The following is a 24,852-nucleotide window of genomic DNA, read 5'->3' on the forward strand; positions in this document are numbered from 1 at the left end:
AGGGCCTCGTCACAGCCGCAAGCCCGGTAGGGTTGGCGCCCATGCGGCTCGTCATCGCGCGGTGCAGCGTGGACTACGTGGGAAGACTGACGGCCCATCTCCCGATGGCGCCCCGGCTCATCCTGATCAAGGCGGACGGCTCGGTCTCCATTCATGCGGACGACCGGGCCTTCAAACCGCTCAACTGGATGAATCCGCCGTGCAAGATCCGCGAGGAGAACATCGACGGATCGGTCACCTGGTCGGTGATCCACGGAAAGACCGGCGAGAAGCTCGTGCTGACGATCGAGGAGATCCTCCACGACTCGAGCCACGAGCTCGGCATCGATCCCGGCCTGCAGAAGGACGGCGTCGAGGCCCATCTCCAGGAGTTGCTCGCCGAGCACATCACCACCCTCGGCGAGGGCTGGTCGCTGGTCCGCCGCGAGTACATGACGGCGATCGGCCCTGTGGACATCCTGTGCCGCGACCACCTGGGCGGCAGCGTCGCCATCGAGATCAAGCGGCGAGGCGACATCGACGGCGTGGAGCAGCTGACGCGCTACCTGGAGCTGCTCAACCGGGATCCGCGGCTGGCGCCGGTCAAGGGCGTCTTCGCCGCCCAGGAGATCAAGCCCCAGGCCCGGGTGCTCGCCGCGGACCGCGGCATCGACTGCGTCATCCTCGACTACGACGGCCTGCGCGGCATCGAGCCGGAGAACCCCACCCTGTTCTGACGCGCCGTCTGGGTTATTCTGGGGTCCGGCGTTGATCCGACGCCCAACCTCCTTCGGCCCTCCCCGGCAGGGCCGCCCGGTGGAGGCAAAGGGGACTCGCTGCCTCGGATCGCTGGTCATCCGCCCGCCACTGGGTTCCTCGCCGGGGGTCGAGCCTTCGTGGTGTCGAGGGTCTGATGACAGCGAACAAGCACTTCAAGCGTCGTGTCCGTGAACGCGCCCGCCGTACCGGAGAGTCCTACACCGCTGCCCTCAGGCACCTGCGACGCGTCGACGCCGAGGAGCGGCACATGGAATGGCAGCGCATAGAAAAGCCCGAGTTCGGCTACGCCGTACATGTCCCCGAGGACTGGGATGAACGGCCACCGAACCTGAAGAACAGCCCAATGGAGACCGCCAGGTTCGGCCAGCCGACCGATCGCAGGCGCAGCGTCATCGTCTTCCGGGGGTTCCCACGGCCGGGCTCGACCGCGGTCGACGCGGCCGAACTGGTCCAGCCGATCCTGGAATCAGCGGGATTCCGCGACTTCCAGATCACCGACGTGGAGATCGCAGGACGCGCGGCCGCCCGGCTCGACTGCGCCAGGCACGACGCCGGCCGGGTCTGGGCCGTCCGTGAATACTTCGTCGTCCACGACGACGTGCGGTTCTGCCTCGGCTGCGGGTCGTCCGTACCGGAAGAGGACGATCTCCTCTTCACGGCCATCGCCGAGCGGTTCGAGATCCTCGAGGCCTGACGGTCGAAGCCTCCCGGCCGGCGTCTCACCCGCCGCCGGCCGGGCCGCGCGGCCGTTCCCTCCCCGCGAACGACCGGCGAATCATCCGATCGGAGGTGACGCGACAGCCGTAGATCAACGAACCTATAGGCATGAAACACGCCATACAGGTGCGAGGGTTGACGAAGCTCTACAGCGGCGTCGAAGCGGTCGCCGGGATCGATCTGGAGATCGAACACGGCGAGGTGTTCGCCATCCTCGGCCCCAACGGAGCGGGCAAGTCGACGACGGTCGAGATCCTCGAGGGTTACCGGAAGCGGGACTCCGGCGAGGTGAGCGTGCTCGGCGCCGATCCCGGACGGCCCACCCGGCAGTGGCGCTCCCGGATCGGCATCGTCCTGCAGACGAACGCGGACGCTCCCGAGCTGACCGTCCGCGAGATCATGCGGCTCTACGCGACGTACTACCCGGACTCCCGTGACCCGGATGAGGTCATCGAGATGGTGGGGCTCACCGAGAGCGCGGGCAAACGCATCCGCCAGCTATCCGGCGGGCAGCGGCGGCGGGTCGACGTGGCCCTCGGCGTCGTCGGCCGACCCCAACTGCTGTTCCTGGACGAGCCGACGACGGGCTTCGACCCCGAGTCACGCCGTCGTTTCTGGGATCTGATCTCGGGCCTGGCCCATGGCGGCACCACGATCGTGCTGACCACCCACTATCTCGAAGAGGCCGAGACACTGGCCGACCGCGTCGCGGTGATCTCCCGAGGGAAGATCGTCGCGGAGGGAGATCCGTCGACCCTGGGCGGCCGTGCGACGGCCAAGGCCCGCGTGACCTGGGCGGACGGTTCCATTGAGACCGACACCCCGACGGAGACCGTGCTGGAGCTCAGTCAGCGCTTCGACGGCGAGATCCCCGAGCTGGCCGTCACCCGTCCCTCGCTCGAGGACATCTACCTCCGCCTGATCGAGCCCTCCTGACCCGGACTCCGCCCATCGGCTGCCGGCTCGGCCGGCGCACAGACTCATCCCTCACCACCCCACCGAGGTCCCCCATGGCTGAAGCAGTCGAAACCACCCACGCACCGCCCGCCGCCGTCACCTCCGCGCCGATGCCGTCCATCGTCACGGTGAGCCTGGCCCGTGCGGCGGCGGAGACGAAGATGTTCTTCCGGGAGAAGGACGCGGTCGTCTTCACGTTCGCCTTCCCGATCATCCTGCTCGTCCTGTTCGGCTCCATCTTCGCCGGCGAACTGGAAGGCACAGGAGTCACCGTCTCCCAGCTGTACACCGCAGGCCTGATCGGCGCGGGCGTCATGGGGGCGGGCTTCCAGAACCTCGGCATCGGCATAGCGACCGAGCGCCAGGACGGCACGCTCAAGCGGCTGGCGGGCACGCCGATGCCGCCCAGTGCCTACTTCGTCGGCAAGGTACTCGTCGTACTGCTCATCGCAGTCCTCGAAGTGGCCATCCTGCTGGCCATCGGCGTCACGCTGTACGACCTAGACCTGCCCTCCGAGGCATCGAGGTGGCTGACGTTCGCCTGGGTGTTCGTGCTCGGCGTCTCGGGCTCGGCGCTGCTGGGCATCGCGGCGAGCAGCCTGCCGAGATCGGCCAAGAGCGCCGCGGCCGTGATCAGCATGCCCTTCGTGGTCCTGCAGTTCGTCTCCGGCGTCTTCATCCCCTTCACCGCGATGCCTCAGTGGTTGATGAACATCGCATCGGTCTTCCCGCTGAAGTGGATGTGCCAGGGCTTCCGTTCGGTCTTCCTGGGGGACGGCGGAGCCGCCTTGGAAGCCGCTAAGTCGTACGAACTCGATCGCGTCGCCCTGGTCCTCGCCGCGTGGCTGATCGGTGGCGTCGTGTTGTGCCTGACGACGTTCCGCTGGAAGAGCCGCCGCGACGGATGATCACAGACGGCCGGGCCACGATGGGTGGTCGCAGCGACGCGATCCAGCCATGACAGAGTGTCCGGTCGATCCGGCTGTCAAGCCTTCTGGCCACCTCGGCATATGCGGAAGGTGCCCGTTTCATGGCACTTCCGTATAAAGGATCTTGCCTTCATAATGGAAGATTCCGGGGGGCATGACGGCGCGAGGTGGAACATTGACGGGACGTGACTACCGGGGCATGTCTGCCGCGGAGCGGCTCGCCGACCGAAGGGAACGGCTCATAACGGCGGCCTACACGCTCTTCGCACATCCCGGGTTCCACGCCACGACCATTGAGAAGTTGTGCACCACCGCGCGCATCTCGAACCGGGCCTTCTACGAGTGCTTCTCGAGCCGCGAGGATCTGATGCGCGCGGTCTACGACCGGTGTGTGGAGGAGACCCTCACATCCGTCAACCAGGCGATCGACAAGGCGCCGCCGACGTTGGACGAGCGGATCGTCGCCGGCATCGCGGAGTACGTTCGGTTCGTCACCAAGGACGTCCGGCGTGCTCGGGTGATGCATTTAGAGGTCCGCCGGGCCGGGAGCGTGCTCACCGCCGCCCGGCAGCACACGGTCAAGGCCTTCTCGGAGATCATCGAAGGCGTCGTTCAGGACGTGCCGCATCGCCTCCCCCTCGAAACGCACCTGCTCTCCCTCGGCCTGATCGGAGCCATCACGGAGTTGCTGATCGAGTGGGTGCTCGCCAACCCCGCCCCACCGACCGACAAGGTGATCGACGCCGCCGTGCACATCTTCCGCTGCGCCTTCGGCGTCTGAACCGTACGGCCACGGCCCGCCCGAGGACCCGGACGGCGAGCGGCCGCCGCCTGGCTGGTTACGCTGAACGACATGACGCGAGCCGATGACGACAAGCCGGTCGTGCTGTCGAAGATCTACACCAGGACGGGCGACGACGGGACGACGACTCTCGGCGACATGAGCCGGACCCACAAGACCGACCCCCGCCTCGCGGCCTACGCCGACGTGGAGGAGGCCAACGCCGCTCTCGGCGTCGCCATCGCCGTCGGCGGCTTCTCCACGGAGGTCCGCGGCCTCCCTGACGACGTCGTCGCGGTGCTGACCCGGGTGCAGAACGAGCTCTTCGACGTGGGGGCGGACCTCTGCACGCCGGTGACGGAGAACCCGGAGTTCCCTCCGTTGCGTGTGGAGGAGTCCTACATCGTGTGGCTCGAGGAGCAGTGCGACCGGTTCAACGCGTCGCTGAAACCACTGCGCAGTTTCATCCTGCCCGGAGGCGCCCCCGCCACCGCGTTCCTCCACGTCGCCCGCACGGTCGTACGGCGGGCGGAGCGGACGGCCTGGTCGGCGCTCGAGGCTCACGACGACGTCAACCCGCTGACGGCGAAGTACCTGAACCGGCTCTCCGACCTGCTGTTCATCCTCTGCCGGATCGTGGCGGAGGGCGACGAGATCCTCTGGAAACCCGGCGGCACGCGCTGAGGTGTGTCTGATTGCGCTGTGTCCCCTTGCAGGACCCTGAAGCTCGAAGAACACGAAGACTGACCTGCGGTGGGCAACCGTCATGTGAGGGGCGCGGCGGCGTCTGGACTGAGGAGAGAGCGGGGAGCGAGGTACGAGCGACCCCGAACGACGAGGGAAGACATCGCCTCTAAGGCGCCGCGAACCCGCCGAGCCGGAGGCGAGGCAATCAAGCGCAGCGCAATTTACACAGCGTCGAGGTGGGCGCTGGGCGGGGCCGACTCCAGCCAGGCGAGGAAGCCGGTCAGCGCGTCCTCGCTCATCGCGAGCGAGAGCGGCCCCCGCTCAGCCGAGCACACGACCGTCCAGTACCCCGCGGGGCCTTCGCCCGTCGTCAGCCGCCGCCGGCTGGAAACAGTAAGGCCGCGCCTCGCAATCGCGTGGCGCGGCCTCAGTCGCAGTCCGATGAAGGGGATCCAGTGGAGCTCTCCTCCGACGTAGCGGGCTACCCCGCTTTGCCAGCCCGTGTCCCCCCGGCGTACCCGACAGACGACAGTGCCCCGGCTTCGAGCCAGGGCAATACCGCGAAACAGGAGGAGTGCGGCCACGGAGCAGACGCCCAGAAGAATCGTCAGCGCCGCCATCGCCGCCCCCCTTACAAGATCAGACCTCTTCGCCGGCCGCACGCAGCCGGGCCGCGGCACGCTTGGCTTCAAGCCGTGCGTCCGCGTCTTCTTGATCGGCCTCGATCGAGGCCTGGGCACGCTGCAGGGCGTCCTTCGCGGCCGCGACGTCGACCTCGGAGCCGAGCTCCGCCGCCTCCGCCAGGACCGACACGTCGTTGTCCGCGACAGACAGGAAGCCGCCGTGCACCGCCGCGACGAGGTCGCCCTCGCCGTCGCGCTTGACGCGCAAGACCCCGCCCTCGACGAGGACGCCGAGAACAGGAGCGTGTCCCGGCATAATACCGATCTCGCCGTCGACGGTCTTGGCAATCACCATGTCGGCTTCGCCCGACCAGATCTCACGTTCCGGCGATACGACGCCTACGCGAAGCTTTGCCACTTCTCAGCTCCTCCTTCCAAGGAGACAGGAGACGCCGGCACGGCCTGCCGTACCGGCGTCTCAGGCGACTAGCGCTCGAGGTCCTTCGCCTTCGCGATGGCCTGCTCGATGCCGCCGACCATGAAGAACGCCTGCTCGGGCAGGTGGTCGTACTCACCCGCGCAGAGGCCCTTGAAGGAGGCGATGGTCTCGTCCAGCGGCACGAACTCGCCGGGCTGCCCGGTGAACGCCTCGGCGGCGTACATCGGGTGGGACAGGAATCGCTCGATCCGGCGGGCCCGCTGGACGGTGACCTTGTCCTCTTCGGAGAGCTCGTCGATGCCGAGGATCGCGATGATGTCCTGCAGTTCCTTGTACTTCTGCAGGATCCGCTTGGTCTCCTGGGCCACCGCGTAGTGCTCGTCCCCGATGACCACGGGGTCGAGGATTCGCGAGGAGGAGTCGAGCGGGTCCACCGCGGGGTAGATGCCCTTCTCCGAAATGGGCCGCGAGAGCACGGTCTGCGCGTCGAGGTGCGCGAACGCGTTGTGCGGCGCCGGGTCGGTGATGTCGTCGGCGGGCACGTAGATCGCCTGCATGGAGGTGATCGAGTGTCCACGCGTCGAGGTGATGCGCTCCTGGAGCACGCCCATCTCGTCGGCCAGGGTGGGCTGGTAACCCACCGCGGACGGCATGCGGCCGAGGAGGGTGGAGACCTCCGAGCCCGCCTGGGTGAACCGGAAGATGTTGTCGATGAACAGCAGAACGTCCTGCTTCTGCACGTCGCGGAAGTACTCCGCCATCGTCAGAGCGGACAGGGCGACGCGCAGACGCGTGCCCGGCGGCTCGTCCATCTGGCCGAAGACGAGCGCGGTGTCCTTGAGGACGTTCGCCTCCTCCATCTCCAGCCAGAGGTCGTTGCCCTCACGGGTGCGCTCGCCGACGCCCGCGAACACCGAGGTGCCCGAGAACTTCAGCGCGACGCGGCGGATCATCTCCTGGATGAGGACGGTCTTGCCGACGCCCGCGCCGCCGAACAGGCCGATCTTGCCACCCTTGACGTACGGCGTGAGCAGGTCGATGACCTTGATGCCCGTGGGCAGCATCTCCGTACGCGCCTCGAGCTGGTCGAACGGCGGCGACGGGCGGTGGATGCCCCACTTCTCGGTGACCTCGAGCGAGGCCTTGGGCACGTCGAGCGGCTCGCCCAGGGCGTTCCACACGTGGCCCTTGACGATGTCGCCCACCGGCACCGAGATCGGCGCCCCGGTGTCGGAGACGGCCGCGCCGCGGACGAGACCGTCGGTCGGCTGCATCGAGATGGCCCGGACCATGTTGTCGCCCAGGTGCTGGGCGACCTCGAGGGTCAGGACCTTGGTCTCCTCGCCGAGCGTGACGTCAACGGTGAGGGCGTTGTAGATGTCGGGCATGTCGTCGACGGAGAACTCCACGTCGACGACAGGACCGGTGACGCGGGCGACACGGCCCACGCTGGTCTCAACAGTCTGTGCGGTCATATCACTCTTTCCCCGCTGCGGCGTCAGCGAGCGCGTTCGCGCCACCGACGATCTCGCTGATTTCCTGGGTGATCTCAGCCTGGCGAGCCTGGTTCATCTGGCGGGTGAACACGGAGATGAGCTCGTTGGCGTTGTCGGTGGCGGACTTCATCGCCCGGCGCCGGGCGGCGTGCTCGGAGGCAGCCGACTGGAGCAGCGCGTTGAAGATCCGCGATTCGATGTAGCGCGGCAGAAGGGAGTCGAGCACGTCACCAGCCGTGGGCTCGAACTCGTAGTACGGCATCACGGTCTCCGGCGTCGCCTCGGCCTCCTCGACCTCGAGCGGCAGGATCCGCTTGACGACGACCTCCTGCGTCAACATCGAGACGAACTCGGTGTAGACGATGTGGATCTCGTCGATGCCGTCGTCCTGCTTGAACGAGGAGATGAGCGCGTCGGCGATCTCCTTGGCGTGGCCGTACGACGGGTTGTCGGAGAACCCGTCCCACTCGCCGGACATCTCGCGGCTGCGGAACCGGTGCCACGTGATGCCCTTACGACCCACCACGAAGGGCTTCACCTGAAGGCCGCGCCCGGACAGGTGCGCCTTCAGCGCCTCCGCCTCACGCAGCACGTTGGCGTTGAAGCCACCGCAGAAACCCCGGTCACTGGTCACGATGAGCACGCCGGCCATGGCCGGCTGCTCCTTCGCGACGGTCAGCGGGTGGTCCACGCTGGAGGTGTTCGACAGGACCGCGGACACCGCGTGCGTGATCTCACGCTCGTACGGCACGGCCGCGTGCATCCGCTGCTGCGCCTTGACGATGCGCGACGAGGCGATCAGCTCCTGCGCGCGGGTGATCTTCGCCGTGGACTTGACCGACTTGATCCGCCGCCGCAGCAGTCTCAGCTGGGCACCCATACGCTACTTCTTCTCGGTCTTGCGGACGTGCTTCACGATCGTCTCCTGGCGGACCTCGTCCGCCGCGAGCGCCTCAACCGGGACGTCCTTGACCAGGAGCTCTCCGCTCGAGGTCGTGAAGCCCTTCTTGAACTCGCCGATCGCGTCCTTGAGCGTGGTGACCGTGTCGTCGGACAGGTCCTTGGTCTCGCGGAGGCTGTCGAGCACACCCTTGTACTGGCTGGACAGGTAGTCCAGGAACTCGCTCTCGAAGCGCCGGATGTCCTCGATCGGCACGTCGTCGAGCTCGCCGGTCGTGCCGGACCACACCGAGACGACCTGCTTCTCGACGGGGAACGGGCTGTACTGCGACTGCTTGAGCAGCTCCACCAGACGGCTGCCCCGCTCCAGCTGGGCGCGGGATGCCGCGTCCAGGTCGGAGGCGAAGGCGGCGAAGGCCTCGAGGTCGCGGTACTGCGACAGCGACAGACGCAGCGTGCCGGCGACCTTCCGCATCGCCTTGATCTGCGCCGATCCGCCGACTCGGGACACCGAGACACCGACGTTGATGGCGGGACGGACGCCCGCGTTGAACAGGTCGGTCTCCAGGAAGCACTGACCGTCGGTGATGGAGATGACGTTGGTCGGGATGAACGCCGAGACGTCGTTGCCCTTCGTCTCGACGATCGGCAGACCCGTCATCGACCCGGCGCCCATGTCGTCGGAGAGCTTGGCGCAGCGCTCCAGCAGACGCGAGTGCAAGTAGAAGACGTCGCCGGGGAACGCCTCGCGGCCCGGCGGACGACGAAGCAGCAGGGAGACCGAGCGGTACGCGTCCGCCTGCTTCGTGAGGTCGTCGAAGATGATGAGGACGTGCTTGCCCTGGTACATCCAGTGCTGCCCGATGGCGGAACCGGTGTAGGGGGCGACGTACTTGAAGCCCGCCGGGTCGGACGCCGGGGCGGCGACGATGGTGGTGTACTCCATCGCCCCCTGCTCTTCGAGGCGACCCTTGACCTGCGCGATCGTCGAGCCCTTCTGGCCGACCGCGACGTAGATGCAGCGGACCTGCTTGTCAGGGTCGCCGGAGAGCCAGTTCTCCTTCTGGTTCAGGATCGTGTCGACGGCGATCGCGGTCTTACCGGTACCGCGGTCACCGATGATCAGCTGGCGCTGCCCGCGGCCGATCGGCGTCATGGCGTCGATCGCCTTGAGGCCGGTCTGCAGCGGCTGCTTCACCGGCTGGCGCTGGACCACGGAGGGGGCCTGGAGTTCGAGGGCGCGGCGGCCCTCGGCCTCGATGGCGCCCTTGCCGTCCAGCGGGTTGCCCAGGGGGTCGACGACGCGACCCAGGAAGTTGTCGCCGACGGGGACCGACAGGATCTCGCCGGTACGGCGAACCTGCTGTCCCTCCTCGACCTTGCTGAAGTCGCCCAGGATGACCACACCGATCTCCCGGACGTCCAGGTTCAACGCCAGGCCACGCGTGCCGTCCTCGAACTCGACCAGCTCATTGGCCATCGCCGAGGGCAGGCCGGAGACATGGGCGATGCCGTCGCCTGCGTCGGCGACGGTCCCGATCTCCTCGCGCGCGGCACCTTCCGGCTCGTACGCCTGGACGAAGCGCTCAAGCGCGTCCCGGATCTCGTCCGGCCGGATCGTAAGCTCCGCCATCTCTCTTTCGTCTCCCTATTCGCCTTAGCCGGCCAACCGGCGGCGGACTTCTTCGATACGTCCAGCGATGGTGGTGTCGATGAGGTCGTCTCCGATCCTGATGGAGAACCCTCCGAGCACCTCCGGGTCCACTTCGACGTTCAAGTGGACGTCGCGCCCGTACGTGGCTCGCAACGAGGCGGCGAGCCGCTGCTTCTGCGCCTCCGAAAGCGGAACGGCACTGCGGACGACACCGACCAGGCGCTCGCGCGTCCTGGCGACGATCCAGCCGAACTCCTCCAGAGCCGTCTCCAGGCTACGTCCCCGCTGGTGGACGACCAGTTGCGTCACCAGACGGAGAGTGGAGGGCGCGACCTTGTCGCCGATCAGGCCGGCGAGGAGCTCCTGCTTGCGCTCCCCCGGAATCGCGGCGTCGACCAGCGCGCGCCGCAACGTGGGGTTGGCCGACAGGATCCGTCCGAAGCGGAACAGCTCGTCCTCGACCTCGTCGAGTTTGCCCGCCGACTCGGCCTCGGCCGCGGCGGCCGTGACCCCGATGCGCTCGACGGCGTCGGGGAGGTCGCCGGACCTCGACCACTTGGCACGGACCGCGGCGACCGCGACCTCAAGCGCGGCCTCACTGACCTTGCCCTGGAGCAGGCCACGGACGGCCTGCTCCTTCTGCTCCGCGGGGCGCGAGGCGTCCGACAGGTTCCGGCGAAGCCCGTGCTCGCGGTCGAGCAGATCGGTGACGGCGAACAGCTCGTCGGCGAGCGTGCCGAGGTCGGCGGACGCCGCGACGGCGTTGAACCGCTCCTCGACCTCCGCCAGCGCGGCCCTGCTCAGACCCCTCATCTGTCACTCACCGCTTCTCGTCCGGCCACGCCGGCAACATGCTCCGGCGAGGCGAAGCGCACCGAACCGGCTCGGGCCGACATCAGCGGACCGCTTCCGGACGGGCCTCGATCTCCTCGAGGAACCGGTCGATGGTGCGGCGCTGGCGGGCTTCGTCCTCCAGCGACTCACCGACGATGCGGCCCGCGAGCTCGACCGACAACCGGCCGATCTCGGCGCGCAGCTGGGCGACCGCCTGCTGCCTGTCGGCCTCGATCTGCGCGTGAGCGGCCTCGACGAGGCGACGCGCCTCGGCCTGGGCCTCCTCGCGGAGCTCGGCCTTGATCTGGGCGCCCTGCTCGCGCGCCTCTTCCCGCAACCGGGACGCCTCCTGGCGGGCCTCCGCCAACTGGGTCCGGTACTGCTCCAGGGTCTGCTGAGCTTCGGCCTGAAGGTCCTCGGCCTTCTTGATCCCGCCCTCGATCACCTCGGTCCGCTCAGCCAGCGTCTTCTGGATGCGCGGGGTGAGGATCTTACCGACGACGATGAAGACGACGAGGAAGGCGAAGCTGCCGACGACCAGCTCCGCGGCATGCGGAAGCAGCGGGTTCTGCGCTTCCTCAGCCGCCAGGAGCGTAGCTGCCATAGTCATGGGTGCAGCCTTCCGTCAGAGTGTTACGTCAGCTCTTGGGGTAGATGAAGGGGGCGACGAGGCCGATCAGGGCCAGGGCCTCGGTCAGAACGAAGCCCAGCAGCATGTTCTGACGGATGAGGCCGTACGCCTCGGGCTGGCGCGCGATGGCCTGCACGCCCTGACCGAAGATGATGCCCACGCCGATGCCGGGGCCGATGGCGGCAAGACCGTAACCGATGGCGCCGATGTTGCCGGTGACCTCAGCGAGAACGCTCATTGCTGTTTTCCTTTACTGGTCGGCCGGTGAGTTCTTTCACCGGTCTGGACTACGTCAGAGTTGGTTCTCAGTGATCCGAGTGCAGCGAGCCGCCGATGTACATCGCGGCGAGCAACGTGAAGAGGAACGCCTGCAGAAACTGGATGAAGATCTCGAAGCCGGTCATGGCGATGGTCATGACCACGCCCAGGACGCCGAGACCGGCGCCGAGCGGGGTGAGCTTCTCGAAGAGGAACCAGAATCCGACGGCGCTGAAGAAGGCCAGGATGAGGTGTCCCGCGAACATGTTCGCGAAGAGTCGTACGGCGTGCGTGAACGGCGCGATGATCAGGTTCGACATGAACTCGATCGGCGCCAGCAGCACGTAGATCGGCTTCGGCAGTCCCGGCGGGAACATCATGTTCTTGAAATAGCCGCCCAGGCCCTGATGCTTGATGCCGAGGTATACCTTGATCACATAGATCACGATCGCGAACACCGCGGGGAAGGCGATGTGCGACGCGATCGGGATCTGGATCAGCGGGACGACACCGAAGAAGTTCCACAGCAGGATCAGGAAGAACAAGCTGAGGAGCAACGGCATCCAGCGCTCGGCGTCCTTGCCGAGGAACGGCCGGGCGACCTGGTCACGGACGAACTCGTAACCCTTCTCGCCGATGTTCTGCATCCCCCGCGGCACGAGCTGCGGCTTGGCGAACGCGCTCCAGGCGAAGGCGACCACCAGGAGGGCGCCGACGACGGCGAAGACCGTCGGCTTGGTCAGCCAGGCCGGTGCTCCGTCGTAGAGCGGGGGGAAGTCGAAGATCGACGGCCCCGGCGCCTGGAAGTCTTCGGCAAGGACGATTGAGGGGGTCACGTGACCACCTCGGTTACCTGCTCGGACTGTGATATCCGAGACATGCTGTGGTTGTTCGTCCGCTCGCTACGCTCGCGCACGGGCGTTCCCTTCAACGTGATTGATCAACAGAAGAGCGTGGGAAGCCGGCAGCCTTCAGCGGCCGTACTTCAGGTACACGAGGTAGACCGCGAGTACCGCGCCGAGAATGACACCTATGGGGATGAACGCGTGCACACCGGACCACTTGGCCAGCAACCAGCCGAGACCGCCCCAAACCAGGATCCCCGACAGCAGATAGCTCGGGACCGACCAGGCGGCGTCGGCGAAGTCGCGGCCGTCGCTCTCGGGCCTGCGCTCCTGTTCGCTCATCGCGCGCACGACGATAGCAGGAGCCGGGGGGACTAGTCATATCGGGCTGACCCGCAAGCTTGATCATCTCGAGCCCCGGCCGGGAACCTGGGCGTCGGGCTCGACGTACAACATCTTCAGCTTCAGGAATCCGCGCATCTCACCGACGGTCCACGTCAGGGTGCACGCGATGACGCTCAGAGCGAACGCTCGGGAGTTGAAGGCGGTGGTCCCCTGGAAGGCGGTGAGCATCGCCATGATCGCGAGCACCTTCACGACGTATCCCACGACGGCCGCGGCCATCATGGCCACGGGCGAGACCCGCCCGGCCCACGAGACGACGACCAGGCCGAGGGTGAAGAAGACCGCGACCAGGACAAGGCCGATGCCGGCTCCCAGCGCTCCCTTGACTCCGGTCAGAACCGCCGCCAGAACGACGGCGAGAAGACCCACTGCGAGGGTCGGCACGGCGGCGCCCTTGAGCACGCGCACGTCGTTGGCCTGCATCGGAACTCCATCATCGGTTGTCAAACGAGCGATTGCTACCTCTAGGGACGCAGTGCGGCGCGTCCCTGTTAGTGAAAGCTATCACAAGCTCCGCGGGGCCGCCTTTACCTGCCCTTTCAGGAGACTGTGCCAGTGGTCACGTTTGCCGGGCGGGCAGGCGGCTGGGGAGGCGACTGGTGTTGAGCCGGCGACCGGCCGGGCATCTGGGGCTGGTTCGGCACCTGGGGCCGGCCCGCGACCAGGACGTCCGCGGGAGGCGAGATTCGGGACTGATTGGGGATCTGGGCCGTGCCGTCGGACTGCGGATAGGGGTGGGACCGGACCGGCGCCCTGTGCTCGGCCACGTCCGGAAGTTCGGGGATCACGATCTGCGTCGCCGCCTTGCGCTGGCGGAGTTCCTCGCGCTGGCGCCGCCACCTGGGCAGTCCCATCAGTACGAGCACGCCGACCGCGAGCAGGATCGTGAGCGGGAACACGATGAGCGGCACTCCGCCGATCGACAGGCCGACGATGGTGAAGGCGAACAGGAACGTCCACGCGTACATGATCAGAACACTGCGGCGATGCGAGTGCCCGATGTCGAGCAGCCGGTGGTGCAGGTGGCCGCGATCGGGCGCGAAGGGCGACCGGCCGGCGGACGTGCGGCGGACGACCGCCAGGATGAGGTCCGCCAGGGGCAGCACCATGACGGCGATCGGCAGGATCAGGGGCAGCAGGACGGGGAACCTGTTGATCCCGACCGCGCTCGGCTCGACCGAAGACGTGATGGTGATCAGCGACGTCGCCAGGAGCAGGCCGATCAGCATGGAGCCCGTGTCGCCCATGAAGATCTTGGCCGGATTGAAGTTGTGCGGCAGGAAGCCCAGGCACATCCCGATCAGGATGGCGGCGATCGCGGCCGTCATGTTGATCCGGGAGCCGCCGCTCGTCTGGGAGAGCGCGACGGAATAGGCGAACGTCGCCATGGCGGCGATGCCCACGATGCCGGCGGCCAGGCCGTCCAGGCCGTCGACGAAGTTCACCGCATTGATCACGACGACCACGACCATGATCGTGATGACCGTGCGGAGCGTGGTGTCGAGGCCGGTGGATCCGCCGAGGAACTGAGGGAGCGGGAGCCACGGGAGGTACATCCCGAAGTAGACCAGCAGGCCGCCCGCCCCGATCTGACCGCCGAGCTTGACGAGGGAGTCCATCCCCAGCCAGTCGTCCAGAAAGCCGGTCACGACGATCAGGCCGCCGGCTAGGAACAGGGCCGTGGTCGTCTGGCCGTTGCCGAACGCGTCGCCCACATAGGGCAGATGGTTGGCCACCAGCAGGCCCGCGCCCAGCCCGCCGAACATCGCCAGACCCCCCAGCCGGGGGGTGGGCACCTTGTGCACGTCTCGTTCCCGCACTTCGGGAGCCGCGCCGATGCGCACGGCGAAGGCTCTGACCGGGGGCACGAGCAGGAAGGTGACCGATGCCGCCACGAGCGCCAAGAGGAGATATTCGCGCACGGACCTAGTTTCCTGTATGGGAGAACCGCATGTGACGAGAAATCAGCACAGACCGCCTCATTCTTCACGGGGATATGCCGGATGCGTGGCGGTCAGCACCTTTACCCGTTGGAGCACCGACGTTACCGCACCGGGATCGCGGACGGCGTGGGCGACGAGGGACGCGATCTCCTTCATTTCCCCCACGCCCATCCCCTGCGTGGTCACGCAGGGGGTGCCGGCCCGGACGCCGGAGGTCACGGTGGGCGGCTCGGGATCGTAGGGGATCACGTTGCGGTTGAGCGTGATCCCGGCGGCGGCGCAGCGACGCTCGGCCTCGGCGCCGCTCACCCCCAGGTCACGCAGATCGATGAGGGTGAGGTGGGTGTCCGTGCCACCGGACACCGGCCGCATCCCCTCGGCCGCCAGCCCTTCGGCCAGCGCGGCCGCGTTCTCGACGGTCATGGCCGCGTAGCGCTTGAAGTCCGGCCTGAGCGCCTCGCCGAACGCCACCGCCTTGGCCGCGATCACATGCATGAGCGGCCCGCCCTGCGTGAAGGGGAACACCGCGCGGTCGATCCGCTGCGTCAGCTCCTCCGTGCACAGCAGCCCGCCCCCGCGCGGCCCGCGCAGCGTCTTATGCGTGGTGAAGGACACGACGTCCGCGTACGGCACGGCCGACGGGATCGCCTCCCCCGCCATCAGACCGATCGTGTGGGCCGCGTCGACGAACAGCCAGGCGCCGATCTCGTCGGCGATCCCGCGGAAGATCGAGTAGTCGATCAACCGCGGATACGACGTGGCGCCACAGATGATCATCTTGGGGCTGTGCCGGATCGCGAGTTCGCGCACCTCGTCGTAGTCGATGAGTTCCGTGTCGCGGCGGACGCCGTAGGAGACGACGTCGAACCACCGGCCGGAGAAGTTGACGTGGGAGCCGTGCGTGAGATGGCCGCCGTGCTGGAGGGCCATCGCCAGAACCGTGTCCCCCGGCTGGAGCAGCGCCGCGTACGCCGCGAGGTTCGCCGAGGCGCCGCTGTGCGGCTGGACGTTGGCGTGGTCGGCCTTGAACAGGGCCTTCGCCCGGTCGATGGCCAGGCTTTCCGCCCGGTCGACCACCTCGCACCCGCCGTAGTACCTGCGGCCTGGATAGCCCTCGGCGTACTTGTCGGTGAGGCTCGACCCGAGCGCCGCCATCACCGCGCCGGAGGCGAGATTCTCACTGGCGATCAACTGGAGGCCGCCGCGCAGCCTGGCCACCTCGTCCAGCAGGACCTGGGCGACCTCTGGATCCTCCCGCGCCAGCTGGGAGAAATCCGGCCCGTAGAACGGCTCCGACTTGTCCATTGAAATCCGCCCGTATACCGGGGACGACACTCCTCTCAATGTAAACCCCGTGTCGCGAACGGGTTCTCGACGAGCGGTCCTTTGCCCAAGCTGTAGGTAACGGAGATCAGGAGAATGCGTGCGGAGCCCCCACGCCGCCGGGGACCCAGCGGGGGGTGTCGGCGGCCTCGTCGCTGATCGAGGTGAGCACCGCCTGGCGGTACATCCCCAGCCGGCCGCGCCATTCGGCCAGGTCGTGGACGTAACGCTCCGCGACGGGCGCGTCCCAGACGTCCCTGCTCCTGGCCCGCTCGTACGGCTTGTCCAGCGCGCCGGTCAGCCGGTCCATCAGCGGGACCACCTGCAGCCACAGGTCCACGAGCCGCTGGTACTCCGGGTTGAACACCCACGCGGTCGGCTGGCCGCCGGGGCTGAGCAGGTCGGTCCCCGAGGGGGTCGGCGGCATCTCGCCGGGCTGCATCGGAACCGGTGCGGGCGGGTCGACGTACGTCACGATCGTGCCTCCCATGCGCTCTCGCCCTCGCGTGCCTTCATGACAGATCACCCCAGGGCCGCTCCCGCACGTCCGCCGGCCCCGGGGAGCGGTGACGACCGGTTGCGGACGGGCCGGCCTGCCCGTCCTCGGCGTACGGCTCCGCCCGCGTGTGCCTCCCGTGCGGCTCCGCCTGCACCGGCATCCACCGGCCGTTCGGATCGGCGTCCGTGGGCGCCCACCCCTCCCCCGCCTGCGTGGCCAGGCCGGGAACCGAGATGGGCCCGGTCTCGGGGCGGCGATCGACGAGCACCCACAACATGTCGTCGCCTGCCCTGCCGGTGGGATAGGAGACCACGTCGACCGGCTGGACCGCGGACGGCAACGGGAGGCCCTGCCAGGTCCCGGCAGCGGACGCCGTACGGGGATCGACTCCCGCCTCCACGGGAGGCCGCTGATCGAGGCCTCCCGGACCGGTGAGCGGGCCATCGGGCACCGGCGCTCCCAGCACCAGGTACGGCTCACGCACGGTGACGGGATTCCGGGTGGCGTCCGCCGGGTCGAACGCGGCGGCCGGATCCCGCCCCAGTCCGGCCGTCATGCCCGCGGGTGTTGTCGCGGTCCGGGGGCCGGAGCCGGCGGGGCCGGTCGCGTCGGGGCTTCCCGGCGTTCCCGCCAGATCCGGCGAACCCGGCCTCTGGGGGCGGAGGTCGTGGGACCTGTCATCGTGAGGGGACCTGGCCGGGCCTGTATAGGGCCTACGGCGGTGTTTCCCGGAATCTGAGACACGACCATTCGGCGTGCCCGTCCATCCGCTCTGAGGGCCGTCGTGCCCGCCGGACCCGGATTGGCCGGGCGGGCAGACCCCTGGCTTCGAGTCCCCAGGCTTCGAGTCACCCGGCTTGGAATCTCCGGGCGGGGATCCGCCGTGCACGCCGTCACCCGGGATGGGGCCCAGCTTCGTGGGATCGTGCTTGGACCTCGGCCTGACGGGCTCGCGCTTCTCGGGCTTCTCGGGCTTCTCGGGGGGACGCGTGACCGGCTCACGCTTGGGCCCTGCGCCCTTCCCCGTCTCACGAGGGCCGTCATCGGTGACGGCCCTCTTCGGAGCGGTCGACGAGATGATCGCCACCAGGGCCTCATGCCCGACCTGCCGCCGCTGCTTCTCCTGCTTTTCGAGGAGGGCCAGGCGGTCGGTGACGTCTTTCACCATCCCCCGGCACGCGTCGGCGACCTCCGCCGGGTGGTGCGTCGCCTGGACCGCGACGCCGGCTCCCCGGGTCAGCTGCGCGATCCGCGCGTCGAGGGTGTCCAGTCGCTTCGCGGCCCGCTGGAGATCTGCCAGCATCTCGCGGACGAGCTTCGGATCCATCCCATCGAGCTTGGCCATGGGCATGCCTCCGCAGAGTTACCGGCAGAGATATCGGCGCACCTCACGGTAGCCCGGAAGGCCGCGTCACAACCCCGCCGATAGCCAGACGGCATGATTCGCCCCGCACGTCGCAGGGACCACATGGCCGTACGAACTGGAGGGCTCAGTCCTCCGTGGCGAGGTACCCGACGACTCCGCGGAGCTTGTCGACGGGGATCGCGCCCTTGCGGAGGATCCGCGGCACGGCGGTGGTGAGGTCGAGGATCGTGGACGGCACGTTGTCGGAGCACGGGCCGCCGTCGAGGTACACGGAGACCGAGTCTCCCAGTTGCTCCTCGGCGTCGGCGGCGGTGGTCGCCGGTGCGGCGCCCGACCGGTTCGCGCTGGAGACCGCCATCGGACCCGTCTCCTTGAGGAGATCGAGGGCCACGGGGTGCAGCGGCATGCGGACGGCGACCGTCCCCCTCGTGTCGCCGAGATCCCACGACAACGACCGGTTGGCGCGCAGGATGAGTGTCAGGGGGCCGGGCCAGAAGGCGTCGGCGAGGTCCTGCCCGTACGTGCCGAGGCTCTCGACCAGGGCGTTGGCGGCCCGGACCGTGCCGACGAGCACGGGAACGGGCATGTCCCTGCCGCGCCCCTTGGCCTCGAGGAGTGCGGTTACGGCGGAGTGGGTGAAGGCGTCCGCGCCGATGCCGTAGACGGTGTCGGTGGGGATGACCACCAGTTCGCCCCGCCGTACGACCGAGGCGGCGTCGATAAGCCCCGAGGCCCGTTCACCCTGATTGGCACAGTCATACCGTCGACTCACATGCTTATCCTGCCACGTGCCCCACCCCACTCCTCCCCGCGATCACGCGTGAGGCAGCCGGGAGGCCCGTTCCCGGCGGTCCGGAGAGGTCAGTCCTGGTTCAGGCGGGCGGTGACGAAGCGGTCGCGGCCGGTCAGGTCCTGGCGGAGCCGCACGTCACGCCAGCCCTTCTCCTCGGGGAACAGCCAGTACACCGAGTTCCCCTGCTCGTCCGCGTGCTCGACCGCGACGAATCCGCCGGGCCGCAGGAGCCGCCGGGCCGTCCGCTCCACCGCCCTGACCTCGTCGAGGCCGTCGTCCCCGGAGCCGTAGAGGGCGCGGGACGGGTCGTAGTCGCGCACTTCAGGATCACGCGGGATCGCGCCCGGCGGGATGTACGGCGGATTGGAGATCACCAGGTCGACGCGCCCGTTGAGTTCCGGCAGGCAGTCGGCGAGGTCCTCCGGGTGGAGCGAGGTCCGGCCCTGGCCGTGCTCGAGGATGTTCCGCTTGGCCCAGCCGTACGCCACCGGGTCGATCTCGACGGCGTGCACCTGTGCGAGCGCGACCTCCTGGGCTATCGACAGCGCGATCGCCCCCGAACCGGTGCCGAGATCCACGACGACCGGCGAGGTGACGTCCATCTCCCGCAGGCGGTCGATGGCCCAGCCCGCCACGACCTCGGTCTCCGGCCGGGGCACGAAGACCCCTGGACCGACCTCGAGCGACAGGTAGCGGAAGTAGGCGCGGCCGGTGATGTGCTGGAGCGGCTCGCGGGCCTCCCTTCGGGCGATGCCCTCCCAGAAGAGTGCGTCGAAGTCGGCGTCCTTGACCGTGTGCAGCGTTCCACGCGACACACCATGGACAAAAGCCGCAATTTCCTCGGCGTCCGTGCGCGGTGACGGAACGCCCGCCTCAGCGAGCCGGGCGGTGGCGTGGGCGATCTCGTCGAACAGGAAGGTCATGGTCTCTTACGGCATGGGCTCACGGGCGGTCTGGGAACGAGACGCCTCTACGACGAATGAGCAGCGAGCTTCTCCGACAGTTCAGCGTCCAGCAATGCCTGTATCACCGCATCGAGATCGCCGTCCAGGACTTGGTCGAGGTTGTAGGCCTTGAAGCCCACGCGATGATCGGAGATGCGGTTCTCCGGATAGTTGTAGGTCCTGATCCGCTCGGAACGGTCGACCGTGCGGATCTGCGACTTGCGCTCCGCCATGGCGGCGGCCTCGGCCTCCTCCTGGGCGATCGCGAGCAGCCGCGCACGCAGGATGCGCAGCGCCGACTCCTTGTTCTGGAGCTGGCTCTTCTCGTTCTGGCAGGAGACGACCACGCCGGTCGGGAGATGGGTGATCCGGACCGCCGAGTCGGTCGTGTTGACGCTCTGACCGCCGGGACCGCTGGACCTGAAGACGTCGATGCGCAGGTCGTTCGCATCGATCTGGACGTCGACGTCCTCGGCCTCGGGATAGACGAGCACCCCGGCCGCCGACGTGTGGATGCGGCCCTGCGACTCGGTCACCGGCACCCGCTGGACACGATGGACGCCGCCCTCGAACTTGAGCCGGGACCAGACGCCCTCCTTGCCCTTGATCGCGACCGTGACGTCCTTGTAGCCGCCCAGGTCCGAGTGCTGCGCGTCGATGACCTCGGTCTTGTAGCCGACCCGTTCCGCGAACCTCAGGTACATCCGCAGGAGGTCCCCGGCGAACAGCGCGGACTCCTGCCCGCCCTCACCCGCCTTGATCTCCATGATGATGTCCTTGTCATCGTTGGGGTCACGCGGGACGAGCAGGTGCGTCAGCCTCTCCTCCAGAGCCGGGATGCGGCTCTCGAGCTCGGCCGCCTCCTCCGCGAAGGCCTGATCCTCCGCCGCCAGTTCCCGGGCCGCGGACAGGTCCTCCCGGACGCTCTCCAGCTCGCGGTAGGTCCCGACGATGGGCGTCAGGACCGCGTAGCGCTTCCCGTACGTCCTGGCCTTCGCCTGGTCGGCGTGCACGGCGGGATCGGCGAGCCGCTGCTCAAGGTCCGCGTACTCACTGATGATCTCATCGAGGTTCACCGCACACTCCTTCAACTCAGGAATTCGCCCGTAATCGCCAAGGACGCCGGCTCCGGCGCGCTCTTGATCGACCGAGCGCGCCCGAACCGGCGTCCTGAAAGAGCTACTTGCTCTGGGCCTTCTTCCCGAAGCGCGCCTCGAAGCGCGCCACCCGGCCACCGGTGTCGAGGATCTTCTGCTTGCCCGTGTAGAACGGGTGGCAGGCCGAGCAGACGTCAGCGTGGATCACGCCGCTCGTCGCGGTGCTGCGCGTGGTGAAGGAGCTCCCGCAGGCGCAGGTCACGGTGGTGACCACGTACTCCGGGTGGATGTCGGGCTTCATGTCTGTTTCCTAACGCTCAGTGCGGTCGCCGGGTCGCTTTGCCTGGACGGCTTGCGCGCATCGGCACACTCATATGCGCGCGGCGGGAACCGGTACCGCTGCGGTTCGGGTTCCAGTGTGCCAGATCCTGCAACCTTCCCAGGCCATCGGCTATTCCTCGCACGCCGTACGTGACGACGCCCCGGGCGGCGGACCGCCCAGGGCGTCGATCATGTGAGAACTAGTCGCGGTCGTTGCTGACCGTGGTCTTCTGGACCTGGAGCAGGAACTCGGCGTTCGACTTGGTCTCCTTCATCTTCTCGAGAAGGAGTTCCAGAGCCTGCTGCATGTCCAGGGCGTGCAGCACGCGCCGCAGCTTCCAGACGATCGCCAGCTCGTCCCTGCCCATGAGGATCTCTTCCTTACGGGTGCTGGACGCGTCGACGTCCACCGCGGGGAAGATCCGCTTGTCGGCGAGGGACCGGTTGAGCTTGAGCTCCATGTTGCCGGTGCCCTTGAACTCCTCGAAGATGACCTCGTCCATCTTGGACCCGGTCTCGACGAGGGCCGTGGCGAGGATCGTCAGCGAGCCGCCGTTCTCGATGTTGCGGGCGGCGCCGAAGAAGCGCTTCGGCGGGTAGAGCGCCGTGGAGTCGACACCACCGGACAGGATTCGGCCGCTCGCGGGCGCCGCGAGGTTGTAGGCGCGGCCCAGGCGGGTGATCGAGTCGAGCAGGACGACCACGTCGTGACCGAGCTCCACCAGACGCTTGGCGCGCTCGATGGCGAGCTCGGCGACGGTGGTGTGGTCCTCGGCCGGACGGTCGAAGGTCGAGTGGATGACCTCGCCCTTGACCGACCGCTGCATGTCGGTGACCTCTTCCGGACGCTCGTCGACCAGGACGACCATCAGGTGGCACTCGGGGTTGTTGTGCATGATCGCGTTGGCGATCGTCTGCAGCACCATCGTCTTGCCCGCCTTCGGCGGGGAGACGATCAGACCACGCTGGCCCTTGCCGATCGGCGACACCAGGTCGATGATCCGCGTGGTCAGGATGTTCGGCTCGGTCTCCAGACGCAGGCGGTCCTGCGGGTAGAGCGGCGTCAGCTTGTTGAAGTCGGGCCGCTGACGCGCCTGCTCCGGCTCCATGCCGTTGACCGTGTCGAGCCGGACCAGCGCGTTGAACTTCTCGCGGCGCTCGCCGTCGCGCGGCTGGCGGACCGCGCCGGTGACGACGTCGCCCTTGCGCAGGCCGTTGCGGCGGATCTGGGCGAGCGAGACGTAGACGTCGTTGGAGCCCGGCAGGTAGCCGCTCGTCCGGACGAACGCGTAGTTGTCCAGGATGTCGAGGATTCCGGCGATCGGGATGAGGACGTCGTCCTCGCTGAGCACGGGTTCGTTGCTGTCGAAACGGTCGCGCCCGCGACGGTTGCGCTCGCGGAACCGGCCGCGGCGGCCACGGGGGTCGTCACCCTGCTGGTCGCCCCTGTCTCCACCGCGATCCTGCTGGTCGCCACGGTTCCCGCGATCACCGCGGTCACCGCGGCTCTGCTGGTCGCCGCGCTCTCCGCGACCCTGCTGGTCACGGCCGGGCAGGTCGTTGCGGCCCTGCTGGTCACGGCCACGGCTCTGGCCCTCGCCCGCGTCAGCGGCGACGCGCTGGTCGGCACGGCCGTCACGGTCGCCCCTGCGGTCGCCCCGCTCCCCGCGGTCGCGGTTGCGCCGCTCACGGCGGTCGCCCCGCTCACCACGAGCCTCGCGGCCCTCGCCCTGGGCGGCGTCGGCCTGCGGGTCGGCAGCGGAACCGGATGCGTTGTTCAGGGTCTCGGCCGGAGCGACGACGGCCGTGGACGTCGGAGCGCTGTCCACGCGCTCCACCGAAACACGGTCCTCACGGGTCACGACGGCGGGCGCGGCGGCCACGAGGTCGCCGGCCGGGGCCGCGACGGGCTCAGCGGCGGGCGCGGCGGAGCGGGAACGTTCCCGACGACCGCGAGTGGGGCGCTCGGCGACGACGGCGGTCTCCACCGGCGCCTTCGGCTCAGCGGAGGTGTCCCCCGATCCGCCCTGCTTCTCCTGGATGGCCGCGATGAGCTGGCTCTTGCGCATCCGGCCGGTCCCGCTGATCCCGAGGCCGCTGGCCATGGCCTGCAGTTCGGGAAGCACCATGCCGGCCAGGCCGGTGCCGGAGCGACGGCGCTGTCGGGCCGGAGCGGAATTGGGGGTGTCGCCGGCGGTCTTGCCGTCGGAGAGGAGTTCGGTGGTGTCGCTCAACTAAAGGTCCTTCCCAGGGGTCGGGCGCCAGACTTTTGCGTCCATGCGTCCCGGTGGTGCGACCCGGCGGGACAGACCGGGTCGGAATTCGCGAATCTCATGTGTCCATGACCCTCGGGACTCGCGAGCGGTAGGTGCCCGGGGATCAGCCCCCGGATTGTCGCCACCGACCAGGTGTCTTGGTGGTACGAACTCGCATGTCTCCGAGAACCCCGCCTCTGGTCATGCCACCCGGAGGTGTGCCGACTGGAGGTAACGGTTTCAGGGAAATCGCCCTGCCCACGTCGAAGGACGCGAGGCGAAGTGCAGCGATGTGCGAATGACAAGCACGCACCCAACACGGGGGCACCTGGTGCGGCTATCAGCCTAACATCACCAGCGCGCACAGCTATTCCCTGAAGGTCGAAGAGGCATCAGCGTGTCTCGGGAAACAGAACGCCCGCACCAACCGTGTCGATGTTCATTGGCTGGATTAGCCACTCCGTACCCACTTCTGGTGCGATCAAATCCTGCGTATCCCGTGTCGAAAACACGAGGATGGTGGGGCCCGCCCCCGAGACCACGGCGGGCACGCCCGCCGCTCGAAGCCGCCGCACCAGAGCCGCGGTCCGCGGCATCGCGGGAGCACGGTAGTCCTGGTGGAGCCGGTCCTCGGTGGCCGCCATGAGCAGGCCGGATTCCGGTCTCTGGGTGAGCGCCGCCACGAGCAGCGCCGCCCGTCCCGCGTTCGCCGCCGCATCGGAGTGCGGGACGTCCTTCGGAAGCAGGCCCCGCGCCTCCTCCGTCGACAGACGGAACGCGGGGACGAGCACGACCGGCCGCACATCCTCGTGCGGTTCCAGTTTGACCATACGCGCAGGTCCGGACAGCTCCGACCACGCGATCGTCAGCCCACCCGCCAGACACGGGGCGACGTTGTCCGGATGCCCCTCGAGCTCCGTGGCCAGCGCGAAGACGTCGGCGTCCGTCAGATCGCCGGCGCCCGCCGCCCACTCGTCTCGCGGGCCTGCCGTACCGGCCAGGGCCCGGGCCGCGAGGATGCCCGCGCAGATCGCGGCCGAGGAGGACCCGAGGCCGCGGGCGTGCGGGATGCGGTTGAGGCAACGGAGTCCGATGCCCGCCGGCTGCGCGGCGCCCATGCGGTCGAACGCGGCACGCATGGTCCTGACGATCAGGTGACCTTCGCCCTGGTCGAGTTCGCCGGCGCCCTCACCCTCGACGTGGACGCGTACGCCCTCGTCGGCGAGCAACGTGGCCTCCACCTCGTCGTGCAGGTCGAGCGCGAGACCGAGGCTGTCGAAGCCGGGACCGAGGTTGGCGCTGGTCGCCGGGACCCGCACGACGACGCGGGGACGATCGTTGGCTGTTGTCATTCATCACCTGAGCCGATGTGCATGATCACGAGCAGTATCTTGGC

27 protein-coding genes are annotated in these 24,852 nt (G+C 68.3%); 6 read left to right on the forward strand and 21 right to left on the reverse strand.

The genetic code is table 11. The features are described 5' to 3' along the window. Positions 1-41: 41 nt before the first annotated feature. From nucS to Psi02_RS11620, 6 genes are all read left to right on the forward strand, one after another. Positions 42-716 carry an endonuclease NucS gene (gene nucS, locus Psi02_RS11595; protein ID WP_203954922.1) on the forward strand — a complete coding sequence of 225 codons (675 nt, stop codon included), beginning with the start codon at positions 42-44 and terminating at the stop codon, positions 714-716. Positions 717-892: 176 nt separating this feature from the next. Then, positions 893-1,453 carry a hypothetical protein gene (locus tag Psi02_RS11600; RefSeq protein ID WP_203973456.1) on the forward strand — a complete coding sequence of 187 codons (561 nt, stop codon included), beginning with the start codon at positions 893-895 and terminating at the stop codon, positions 1,451-1,453. Between the two features lie 131 nt (positions 1,454-1,584). Then, positions 1,585-2,412, forward strand: coding sequence for an ABC transporter ATP-binding protein (locus tag Psi02_RS11605; protein ID WP_203973457.1), 828 nt, complete (start codon positions 1,585-1,587; stop codon positions 2,410-2,412). Between the two features lie 74 nt (positions 2,413-2,486). Further along, a complete protein-coding gene (locus Psi02_RS11610; protein WP_203973458.1) occupies positions 2,487-3,341 on the forward strand; it encodes an ABC transporter permease in 855 nt (284 codons plus the stop codon). A gap of 196 nt (positions 3,342-3,537) precedes the next feature. Then, complete coding sequence (locus Psi02_RS11615) at positions 3,538-4,143, forward strand: TetR/AcrR family transcriptional regulator (RefSeq protein WP_239094803.1); 606 nt, start codon at positions 3,538-3,540, stop codon at positions 4,141-4,143. Between the two features lie 72 nt (positions 4,144-4,215). Further along, positions 4,216-4,827 (forward strand): cob(I)yrinic acid a,c-diamide adenosyltransferase, encoded by a 612-nt coding sequence (locus tag Psi02_RS11620; protein ID WP_203973459.1) that lies wholly within the window; start codon positions 4,216-4,218, stop codon positions 4,825-4,827. Between the two features lie 224 nt (positions 4,828-5,051). Here the strand turns inward: Psi02_RS11620 and Psi02_RS11625 are convergent, their stop codons facing one another. The 21 genes from Psi02_RS11625 to thrB all read right to left on the reverse strand — a co-directional run bounded on the left by Psi02_RS11625 (position 5,052) and on the right by thrB (position 24,808). Beyond that, positions 5,052-5,450 carry a DUF2550 domain-containing protein gene (locus Psi02_RS11625; RefSeq protein ID WP_203973460.1) on the reverse strand — a complete coding sequence of 133 codons (399 nt, stop codon included), beginning with the start codon at positions 5,448-5,450 and terminating at the stop codon, positions 5,052-5,054. Between the two features lie 19 nt (positions 5,451-5,469). Then, a complete protein-coding gene (locus Psi02_RS11630; protein ID WP_203954928.1) occupies positions 5,470-5,871 on the reverse strand; it encodes a F0F1 ATP synthase subunit epsilon in 402 nt (133 codons plus the stop codon). A 68-nt stretch (positions 5,872-5,939) separates the two neighbouring features. Beyond that, entirely contained in the window at positions 5,940-7,367 is a 1,428-nt protein-coding gene (gene atpD / locus Psi02_RS11635) for a F0F1 ATP synthase subunit beta (protein ID WP_203973461.1), read from the reverse strand. 1 nt (position 7,368) lies between these two features. Next, positions 7,369-8,268 carry a F0F1 ATP synthase subunit gamma gene (locus Psi02_RS11640; protein ID WP_203973462.1) on the reverse strand — a complete coding sequence of 300 codons (900 nt, stop codon included), beginning with the start codon at positions 8,266-8,268 and terminating at the stop codon, positions 7,369-7,371. A gap of 3 nt (positions 8,269-8,271) precedes the next feature. After that, entirely contained in the window at positions 8,272-9,921 is a 1,650-nt protein-coding gene (gene atpA / locus Psi02_RS11645) for a F0F1 ATP synthase subunit alpha (protein ID WP_203954931.1), read from the reverse strand. 24 nt (positions 9,922-9,945) lie between these two features. Then, a complete protein-coding gene (locus Psi02_RS11650; RefSeq protein WP_203973463.1) occupies positions 9,946-10,755 on the reverse strand; it encodes a F0F1 ATP synthase subunit delta in 810 nt (269 codons plus the stop codon). An 82-nt stretch (positions 10,756-10,837) separates the two neighbouring features. Continuing rightward, positions 10,838-11,386 (reverse strand): F0F1 ATP synthase subunit B, encoded by a 549-nt coding sequence (locus Psi02_RS11655; RefSeq protein WP_373317623.1) that lies wholly within the window; start codon positions 11,384-11,386, stop codon positions 10,838-10,840. A 28-nt stretch (positions 11,387-11,414) separates the two neighbouring features. Then, positions 11,415-11,645 (reverse strand): ATP synthase F0 subunit C, encoded by a 231-nt coding sequence (gene atpE / locus Psi02_RS11660; RefSeq protein WP_203973464.1) that lies wholly within the window; start codon positions 11,643-11,645, stop codon positions 11,415-11,417. A gap of 67 nt (positions 11,646-11,712) precedes the next feature. Next, entirely contained in the window at positions 11,713-12,501 is a 789-nt protein-coding gene (gene atpB, locus Psi02_RS11665; RefSeq protein ID WP_203973465.1) for a F0F1 ATP synthase subunit A, read from the reverse strand. 135 nt (positions 12,502-12,636) lie between these two features. Further along, complete coding sequence (locus tag Psi02_RS11670) at positions 12,637-12,852, reverse strand: hypothetical protein (RefSeq protein ID WP_203973466.1); 216 nt, start codon at positions 12,850-12,852, stop codon at positions 12,637-12,639. Between the two features lie 63 nt (positions 12,853-12,915). Beyond that, positions 12,916-13,338: a Cg1360 family ATP-synthase-associated protein gene (locus Psi02_RS11675; protein WP_203973467.1), complete on the reverse strand. Its 423-nt coding sequence runs from the start codon at positions 13,336-13,338 to the stop codon at positions 12,916-12,918. Between the two features lie 116 nt (positions 13,339-13,454). Beyond that, the gene (locus tag Psi02_RS11680; RefSeq protein ID WP_203973468.1) at positions 13,455-14,837 is read right to left on the reverse strand and encodes a glycosyltransferase family 4 protein; all 1,383 of its coding nucleotides are present in this window, start codon (positions 14,835-14,837) and stop codon (positions 13,455-13,457) included. Positions 14,838-14,894: 57 nt separating this feature from the next. After that, positions 14,895-16,163 (reverse strand): serine hydroxymethyltransferase, encoded by a 1,269-nt coding sequence (glyA, locus tag Psi02_RS11685; protein WP_203973469.1) that lies wholly within the window; start codon positions 16,161-16,163, stop codon positions 14,895-14,897. A gap of 106 nt (positions 16,164-16,269) precedes the next feature. After that, on the reverse strand, positions 16,270-16,656 hold the full coding sequence (locus tag Psi02_RS11690; protein WP_239094804.1) for a hypothetical protein: 387 nt from the start codon (positions 16,654-16,656) through the stop codon (positions 16,270-16,272). A gap of 37 nt (positions 16,657-16,693) precedes the next feature. Then, positions 16,694-18,025: a hypothetical protein gene (locus Psi02_RS11695; RefSeq protein ID WP_203973471.1), complete on the reverse strand. Its 1,332-nt coding sequence runs from the start codon at positions 18,023-18,025 to the stop codon at positions 16,694-16,696. Between the two features lie 145 nt (positions 18,026-18,170). Then, complete coding sequence (locus Psi02_RS11700) at positions 18,171-18,818, reverse strand: L-threonylcarbamoyladenylate synthase (RefSeq protein ID WP_203973472.1); 648 nt, start codon at positions 18,816-18,818, stop codon at positions 18,171-18,173. Between the two features lie 89 nt (positions 18,819-18,907). Then, positions 18,908-19,762: a peptide chain release factor N(5)-glutamine methyltransferase gene (gene prmC, locus Psi02_RS11705; RefSeq protein WP_203973473.1), complete on the reverse strand. Its 855-nt coding sequence runs from the start codon at positions 19,760-19,762 to the stop codon at positions 18,908-18,910. Between the two features lie 47 nt (positions 19,763-19,809). Continuing rightward, a complete protein-coding gene (gene prfA, locus Psi02_RS11710) occupies positions 19,810-20,859 on the reverse strand; it encodes a peptide chain release factor 1 (RefSeq protein ID WP_203973474.1) in 1,050 nt (349 codons plus the stop codon). Positions 20,860-20,962: 103 nt separating this feature from the next. Further along, positions 20,963-21,181, reverse strand: coding sequence for a 50S ribosomal protein L31 (rpmE, locus tag Psi02_RS11715; protein WP_203954945.1), 219 nt, complete (start codon positions 21,179-21,181; stop codon positions 20,963-20,965). 220 nt (positions 21,182-21,401) lie between these two features. Further along, complete coding sequence (gene rho / locus Psi02_RS11720) at positions 21,402-23,435, reverse strand: transcription termination factor Rho (protein ID WP_203973475.1); 2,034 nt, start codon at positions 23,433-23,435, stop codon at positions 21,402-21,404. A 413-nt stretch (positions 23,436-23,848) separates the two neighbouring features. Then, positions 23,849-24,808, reverse strand: a complete 960-nt coding sequence (gene thrB, locus Psi02_RS11725) for a homoserine kinase (RefSeq protein WP_203973476.1) — start codon at positions 24,806-24,808, stop codon at positions 23,849-23,851. Positions 24,809-24,852 lie beyond the last annotated feature (44 nt).

The sequence above is a fragment of the Planotetraspora silvatica genome, from assembly GCF_016863315.1.
In the GTDB taxonomy this organism is placed as follows: Bacteria; Actinomycetota; Actinomycetes; order Streptosporangiales; family Streptosporangiaceae; genus Planotetraspora; species Planotetraspora silvatica.

Excerpts from the sequence above, each read along its gene's own strand:
- nucS (WP_203954922.1), top strand. The coding sequence starts at position 42 with ATGCGGCTCGTCATCGCGCGGTGCAGCGTGGACTACGTGGGAAGACTG.
- Psi02_RS11600 (WP_203973456.1), top strand. The coding sequence starts at position 893 with ATGACAGCGAACAAGCACTTCAAGCGTCGTGTCCGTGAACGCGCCCGC.
- Psi02_RS11605 (WP_203973457.1), top strand. The coding sequence starts at position 1,585 with ATGAAACACGCCATACAGGTGCGAGGGTTGACGAAGCTCTACAGCGGC.
- Psi02_RS11610 (WP_203973458.1), top strand. The coding sequence starts at position 2,487 with ATGGCTGAAGCAGTCGAAACCACCCACGCACCGCCCGCCGCCGTCACC.
- Psi02_RS11620 (WP_203973459.1), top strand. The coding sequence starts at position 4,216 with ATGACGCGAGCCGATGACGACAAGCCGGTCGTGCTGTCGAAGATCTAC.
- Psi02_RS11625 (WP_203973460.1), bottom strand. The coding sequence starts at position 5,450 with ATGGCGGCGCTGACGATTCTTCTGGGCGTCTGCTCCGTGGCCGCACTC.
- atpD (WP_203973461.1), bottom strand. The coding sequence starts at position 7,367 with ATGACCGCACAGACTGTTGAGACCAGCGTGGGCCGTGTCGCCCGCGTC.
- Psi02_RS11640 (WP_203973462.1), bottom strand. The coding sequence starts at position 8,268 with ATGGGTGCCCAGCTGAGACTGCTGCGGCGGCGGATCAAGTCGGTCAAG.
- atpA (WP_203954931.1), bottom strand. The coding sequence starts at position 9,921 with ATGGCGGAGCTTACGATCCGGCCGGACGAGATCCGGGACGCGCTTGAG.
- Psi02_RS11650 (WP_203973463.1), bottom strand. The coding sequence starts at position 10,755 with ATGAGGGGTCTGAGCAGGGCCGCGCTGGCGGAGGTCGAGGAGCGGTTC.
- Psi02_RS11655 (WP_373317623.1), bottom strand. The coding sequence starts at position 11,386 with ATGACTATGGCAGCTACGCTCCTGGCGGCTGAGGAAGCGCAGAACCCG.
- atpE (WP_203973464.1), bottom strand. The coding sequence starts at position 11,645 with ATGAGCGTTCTCGCTGAGGTCACCGGCAACATCGGCGCCATCGGTTAC.
- Psi02_RS11670 (WP_203973466.1), bottom strand. The coding sequence starts at position 12,852 with ATGAGCGAACAGGAGCGCAGGCCCGAGAGCGACGGCCGCGACTTCGCC.
- Psi02_RS11675 (WP_203973467.1), bottom strand. The coding sequence starts at position 13,338 with ATGCAGGCCAACGACGTGCGCGTGCTCAAGGGCGCCGCCGTGCCGACC.
- glyA (WP_203973469.1), bottom strand. The coding sequence starts at position 16,163 with ATGGACAAGTCGGAGCCGTTCTACGGGCCGGATTTCTCCCAGCTGGCG.
- Psi02_RS11695 (WP_203973471.1), bottom strand. The coding sequence starts at position 18,025 with ATGGCCAAGCTCGATGGGATGGATCCGAAGCTCGTCCGCGAGATGCTG.
- prmC (WP_203973473.1), bottom strand. The coding sequence starts at position 19,762 with ATGACCTTCCTGTTCGACGAGATCGCCCACGCCACCGCCCGGCTCGCT.
- rpmE (WP_203954945.1), bottom strand. The coding sequence starts at position 21,181 with ATGAAGCCCGACATCCACCCGGAGTACGTGGTCACCACCGTGACCTGC.
- thrB (WP_203973476.1), bottom strand. The coding sequence starts at position 24,808 with ATGACAACAGCCAACGATCGTCCCCGCGTCGTCGTGCGGGTCCCGGCG.